The organism is Vicinamibacteria bacterium, assembly GCA_035570235.1.
Classification (GTDB): Bacteria; Acidobacteriota; Vicinamibacteria; order Fen-336; family Fen-336; genus DATMML01.
The window spans coordinates 21690-27762 of record DATMML010000074.1; the positions used below are offsets into that span (position 1 = coordinate 21690).

General features: G+C 68.7%; 5 protein-coding genes. 3 read left to right on the forward strand and 2 right to left on the reverse strand.

Features of this window, described 5'->3' with window-relative positions; all coding sequences use genetic code 11:
• Nucleotides 1–27: 27 nt before the first annotated feature.
• From VN461_13610 to VN461_13620, 3 genes are all read left to right on the forward strand, one after another.
• A complete protein-coding gene (locus tag VN461_13610; protein HXB55819.1) occupies nucleotides 28–543 on the forward strand; it encodes an amidohydrolase family protein in 516 nt (171 codons plus the stop codon).
• 198 nt (nucleotides 544–741) lie between these two features.
• Nucleotides 742–2886, forward strand: a complete 2145-nt coding sequence (locus VN461_13615) for a prolyl oligopeptidase family serine peptidase (GenBank protein HXB55820.1) — start codon at nucleotides 742–744, stop codon at nucleotides 2884–2886.
• Nucleotides 2887–2974: 88 nt separating this feature from the next.
• Complete coding sequence (locus VN461_13620) at nucleotides 2975–4090, forward strand: NAD(P)/FAD-dependent oxidoreductase (protein HXB55821.1); 1116 nt, start codon at nucleotides 2975–2977, stop codon at nucleotides 4088–4090.
• 51 nt (nucleotides 4091–4141) lie between these two features.
• Here VN461_13620 and VN461_13625 read toward each other — a convergent pair whose 3' ends face one another.
• Together VN461_13625 and VN461_13630 are read right to left on the reverse strand one after the other, a co-directional pair.
• A complete protein-coding gene (locus VN461_13625; protein ID HXB55822.1) occupies nucleotides 4142–5056 on the reverse strand; it encodes a pirin family protein in 915 nt (304 codons plus the stop codon).
• Between the two features lie 182 nt (nucleotides 5057–5238).
• Nucleotides 5239–5823: an NAD(P)H-dependent oxidoreductase gene (locus tag VN461_13630; protein HXB55823.1), complete on the reverse strand. Its 585-nt coding sequence runs from the start codon at nucleotides 5821–5823 to the stop codon at nucleotides 5239–5241.
• Nucleotides 5824–6073: the final 250 nt, after the last annotated feature.

A 6073-nucleotide genomic window follows, 5' to 3' on the forward strand; every position in this document is an offset into this window, starting at 1 on the left:
ACCCTCACCGACGACGACATCCGCCGGCTGTCCCTCCGCGCGGTCGGAGTGTCCCACAACCCAGGCAGCAACATGAAAGGGGCGGCGGGCCTGGCGCGGGTCCCGGAGATGCTGGCGGCGGGGATTTCGGTGGGGCTGGGCACGGACGGGGCGGCGAGCAACAACAACCTAGACCTTTTCGAGGAGATGGACATCGCAGCTCGGGTGCACAAACTCTTCCGCGAGGATCCAACCGTCATGCCCGCGCGGGTGGTCTTCAAGATGGCTACCCTGGGAGGCGCGCGCGCGCTCGGGATGGGCGACCGGATCGGATCCATCGAGGCGGGAAAGCAGGCGGATCTGGTCCTGGTGGACCTGCGCCAGCCCGAGCTCACGCCCCTCTACGACCCCTACTCCCACCTGGTCTACGCCATCAAGGGCGGTCACGTGCGGACGGTGCTGGTGGGCGGGCGGGTGGTGGTGAGGGACCGGAAGATGACCACCCTCGACGCGGAGGAGGTCATGGCCCGAGCCAACGTGATCCGAAGCCACATCCGAAACTAGAGCGATCCCCCGGGGCACGGCCCGATCCGTCGATCGGCCCCCGGCTTGCGGTGGTCGCGCCACGTATCCGCTGAAGGCCGGGTGTTGGCGGTCGCTCCGGCGTTGCCGCGCCCGGCCCTCACGCACAGCCAAGGCGCCTTGCGGGGCCCGGGAGATTGGACAACACTCGCACCGTCTTCTGACTCGGGGAGGTGGGCCGTGAAGCGCTGGCTTGGGCTGGGGGTCGTGGCGGGCCTGGGGTTGCTGATAGCGGGGGCGGGCGGGGACGCACCCAACTCTCCCAGAAAGACCGTCACCGACGACCGTCACGGGGTCCAAGTCTCGGAGGACTACCGCTGGCTGGAGGAAACGAGTGAACCGGAGGTGAGGGACTGGGTGAAGGCCCAGAACACGCGCACCCAGGCCTACCTCGACGCGCTCCCCTCCCGCGCCGCCCTCCGCGGTCGCCTGCAGCGGGCCTACCAGGCGAGCTCTCCCAAATACTACGACCTGCGGCAGGAGGGGGGGACGCTCTTCGCGCGCAAGGTGCAGCCACCCAAAGAGCAGCCGTTGCTGGTCGCCCTGCAGCCGGCGGCGGCGGCCGACCCCGCTACCGAGCGCGTGATCGTGGACCCCAGCGCCTTGAGCGCCAAGGACTCCCTCTCCATCGATTGGTACGTGCCCTCCCACGACGGGAAGAAGGTGGCGGTCGCCCTCTCCGCAGGCGGAAGCGAGGACGCGGACCTCCACATCCTGGACGCGCTCACCGGCCAGAAGTTGGAGGCCCCGATCCCCCACGTGAACTTTCCAACCGCGGCCGGGAGCGCGGCCTGGACCGCCGACGGCTCGGCCCTTTACTACACCCGCTACCCGCAGGGCAACGAACGGCCGCCCCAGGATCGAGGCTTCTACCAGCAGGTCTGGCGGCATCGCCTGGGCACCTCGTTCCGAGCCGACACCTACGTGATCGGGAAAGAGTTCCCCCGCATCGCGGAGATCCAGCTCGAGTCCCGCGACGGGAAGAGCCTGCTCGTCTCGGTGGCGAACGGAGACGGGGGGGAGTTCGCCCACTACTTGATGGGGGCGGAGGGAACCTGGACCGAGGTCACTCGCTTTGAGGACGAGGTGGTCTCGGCCACCCTCGGGCCGGACGAGGCGCTTTATCTCGTGTCCCGAAAGGACGCCCCCCGGGGCAAGGTCCTGCGGCTCCCGGCCGCGAGCCCGCGCCTGGCCACGGCGGAGACCATCGTGGCCGAGGGGGAAGCGGGCATCGAACCGCCCCTGACCGTCACGCAGAGCGGCCTTTACGCCCTCCGGGTGGCGGGGGGGCCGAGCCAGGTCGACATCTACGACCACCGCGGGAAGCCGCTCGGGGCCCTCCCCTTGCCTCCGATCTCCTCGGTTGACGCGGTGGTCAGCCTGGGCGGGGACGCGGTGCTCTTTGGGAGCGAGACTTTCCTGGATCCTCCGGGCTGGTACCGCTTTGCCGGCTCGGGTCGGCCCTCCCGCACCGCTCTCTCCACAAAGTCGCCCCTGCGATTCGACGACGCCGAGGCGGTGCGGGAGTTCGCGGTCTCCCGGGACGGGACGAAGGTGCCGTTGAACATCATCCGCCGGAAGGGGACCCCGCTCGGCGGCCAGAACCCGACCCTGCTCACCGCCTACGGAGGCTTTGGGATCAGCATGGCTCCCTCCTTCCTCGGCAACCGCGGGAGGATCTGGCTCGACGGAGGCGGCGTCTACGTCGTCGCCAACCTCAGGGGCGGGGGAGAGTACGGCGAGGCCTGGCACCAGGCCGGCCGCCTCACCCGGAAGCAGAACGTCTTCGACGACTTTGCCGCCTGTGCGAAGCACCTCATCGACCACGGCTACACATCGCCGCCCCGGCTCGCCATAGAAGGGGGCAGCAACGGCGGCCTCCTCATGGGGGCGGCCCTCACCCAGCAGCCCCAGCTCTTCCGCGCCGTGGTCTCCTTCGTCGGGATCTACGACATGCTGCGGGTGGAACGGGATCCCAACGGAACGTTCAATGTCACCGAGTACGGCTCGGTCCGTGACCCCGAGCAGTTCCGGGCCCTGTACGCCTACTCGCCGTACCACCATGTGAAGGACGGCACCGCCTACCCGGCAGTATTCCTGCTCACGGGCGACAACGACGGGCGCGTGAACCCTGCCCACTCCCGCAAGATGACGGCCCGCCTTCAGGCGGCCACCTCGTCCGGGCGGCCCATCCTTCTCCGAACCACCGCCTCCGCCGGGCACGGCTTCGGGACCGCGGCCAGCGAGCGGATCGAGCAGGAAGCGGACGTGTTCGCGTTCCTCTTCGACCAGCTCGGCCTGCGCTACGAGGAGACCGCACCCTAGAGCGGGCGGGGTCGACCACCTCCCCGGGGCGCCGTCTCCCCCTCGACGCTCCGGGCCGGACCATCCACCGGTGCTAGGATGACGCTCCATGCCCGACGCCTCGGTGACGGTGATTGGAGGCGGCGTGGTGGGCCTAGCCGTGGCCGCCCGCCTCGCCCGCCGGCATCCGGATCTGGTGCTCCTCGAGCGCCACGAGAAGCACGGTCAGGAGGCGAGCAGCCGTAACAGCGAGGTCATCCACGCCGGCATGTACTATCCCCCCGGTTCCCTGAAGGCGCGGCTCTGCGTGGAGGGGAACCGGGTGCTCTACGACATCTGTGGCCGGCACGGCATCCCCCACCGGCGACTGTCCAAGCTCATCGTGGCCGGAAGCCCGGGGGACATCCCCGCCCTGGAGGGGCTCCTGGAGCGGGGGCGGAAGAACGGGGTGGAGCTCAGCATGATCTCGGCCGCGGAGTGCCGGGCCCTGGAGCCCAACGTCCGCTCCGCGGGAGCGCTTCTCTCTCCAAATACCGGGATTGTGAGCGCGCACGGTCTGATGGATTTCTTCCTCCGCCAGGCGCGGGAAGCGGGGGCCATTTTTCAGCCCCGCTCCGAGATCGTGGGCGTCGAGCGGCGCACCGGAGACTACCGGCTGGCCGTGAGGACGGGCGCGGAAGTGGATTCATTCACGACGGAGAGGGTGGTCAACGCCGCGGGGCTGGAGGCGGACACGATCGCGGCCTTGGCGGGGATCGACGTGGGCGCGGCCGGCTATCGGCTTCATCCCTGCAAGGGCAGCTACTTCTCGGTGCGGGCGGCCAAGGCGGGGCTGATCTCGCGGCTGGTGTATCCGGTTCCCGGCCACGTCAGCCTGGGCACCCACGCCGTGCTCGGCCTGGACGGGAGGCTGCGCTTCGGCCCGGACGCCGAGTATCTCCCCGACCGCCGGCCCGACTACGGCGTCGACGAGTCGCGGCGGGGGGCGTTTGGGGAAGCCGTGCGCCAGCTCGTACCCGCGATCGAGGATACCGACCTCGAGCCCGACTCCGCGGGAATCCGGGCCAAGCTCCAGGGACCGGGCGAAGCCTTTCGCGACTTCGTCATCGCGGAGGAGAGTGGGCGGGGACTGCCCGGTCTGGTCAGCCTCGTCGGCATCGATTCGCCCGGCCTCACCTCCGCTCCCGCCATCGCGGAAGAGGTGTCCCGGCTGATCGACGGCTGAGGTTTGGCCTCCTTCCCGGCCGGCCGGCGGCCTTTGCCTACGATCTCGCGCTCAACCCCGGGACGGTGTCTTCAGGAACGTTCCCCGCTCGAGCTCGGCGAACGCCTGGCGGAGCTGCTCCTGGGTGTTCATCACGATGGGGCCGTACCAGGCCACGGGCTCGGCGAGGGGCTTCCCGGACACCAGGAGGAATCGGATCCCCTCCTCCCGGGTCTCCACCGTGACCTCGTCCCCACGGTCGAAGAGCACGAGCGAGCGGTTGCCCACCTCCGCGGGAGGCGCGGTGTCCGCCCATCCGACCGGTTCTGTCGGCACCGCGAGGGGGCCCGACGCGTTGCAGAGCATCCCCGACCCCGCAAAGACGTAGGCGAAGGCATTGCGGGTCGTCTCCACAGGGAGAGTCTTCCTCTTGCCCGGCGGCACGGAGACATCGATATAGACGGGGTCGGTCGCGATGCCCTCCACGGGCCCGGTCGTGCCCCGGAAGCGCCCACAGACGACCGCAACCCGCGTCCCGTCGTCGTCCGTGATCACGGGAATTTCCGCCGCCTTCACATCCTGGTAGCGGGGGGCCGTCATCTTGAGGGACGAGGGCAGGTTCGCCCAGAGCTGGAACCCGTGCATGCGCCCGTCGCGATCGCCCTTCGGCATCTCCTGGTGGATGATCCCGCTCCCGGCCGTCATCCACTGTACATCGCCGGCGGCGATGGTCCCCTGATTCCCCATGCTGTCGCCGTGCTCGACGCTGCCTGCCAGGACGTAGGTGATGGTCTCGATCCCGCGGTGGGGATGCCACGGGAAGCCCGCCAGGTAGTCCTCCGGACGGTCATTGCGGAAGTCGTCGAGGAGCAGGAAGGGGTCGAAGTCGGACGTGTTGCCAAAGCCGAACGCTCGGCGCAGGTGCACGCCCGCGCCTTCAAGGGTCGGCTTGGCGGTGACCAGACGCTTGACGGGCCGAATGGACATGCTGACCTCCCTACCGAGGGCCACCCCTCTGGACGAAACAACGATACTCCAACCTCACATCAGGGGCGCTCCGGCGGACTCCCTAGGGCGGGCGATCTCCCACCGCCGACGACGGGCGGCGGATTGTCGGGTCGCCAACATGCTAGACAGGGTCGAAGGTGCCAGGGATCCACCCCCGCTCCTCAAGGGCGGGGCGAGAGCAACCGTGCGAGAGCCCAGAGCCCTTCGAGCAGCTTCCGGACGAATTCCCGCGTGCGCGCGTCGGTGAGGTGTCCCTCGGCATCGAACTTCTCATGGGCACGGCCGACGAGCACTTCCGGCTGCAGCACCGCATAGTTCTGCGTGTACGTGAGGGCCTGCCGTAGCTGGGTCTGCGCCCGCGCGGTTCCAGTAAAGCCCGGGCTGGCTCCCATGATCGCGACCGGCTTCCCCTGCATGGCCGAGCGGCCGGCCGGTCGCGAGGCCCAGTCCAGGGCGTTCTTCAGCACCCCCGGGACTCCATGCTGGTACTCGGGGGTCGAAATCAGGAGGGCCTGCGCGCGGCGGATGGCCTCCTTGAACTCCGCGACCGGTTGGGGATCACCCCGCTCCTCGAGGTCGTAGTTGTAGAGTGGAATCGTCCCCAGGTCGTAGGGCTCGATCGTCATTCCCGGAGGAGCCAGCTCCTGCGCGGCTCGCAGCAGGCCCCTGTTCAACGAGCCGCGGCGGAGACTCCCCGCGAAACCCAGTACCTTGATGACGTCCTTGTGTGGCTCCCCGTCGGCCATGTCTGAGCCTCCGCGTCATTGTGACTTTGGGTGGCGTTTTCGTCCCACCCCCGCGCCGTCCCAGACTTGAACGACGCGCATTTACTCCCGCCCCCCGTGCTGCGAGAATCTTCCGCATAGGGGTAGAAAACATGTGGATTCCTGCGCTTCTCAAGCCCGACCACGAGCGTTACGAAGGTGTACGCCCAGTCAATATCTATCTCCTGAGGCTGCTCTTTGTATTGGTGTTCGTCTTTGTGGGATATGACTC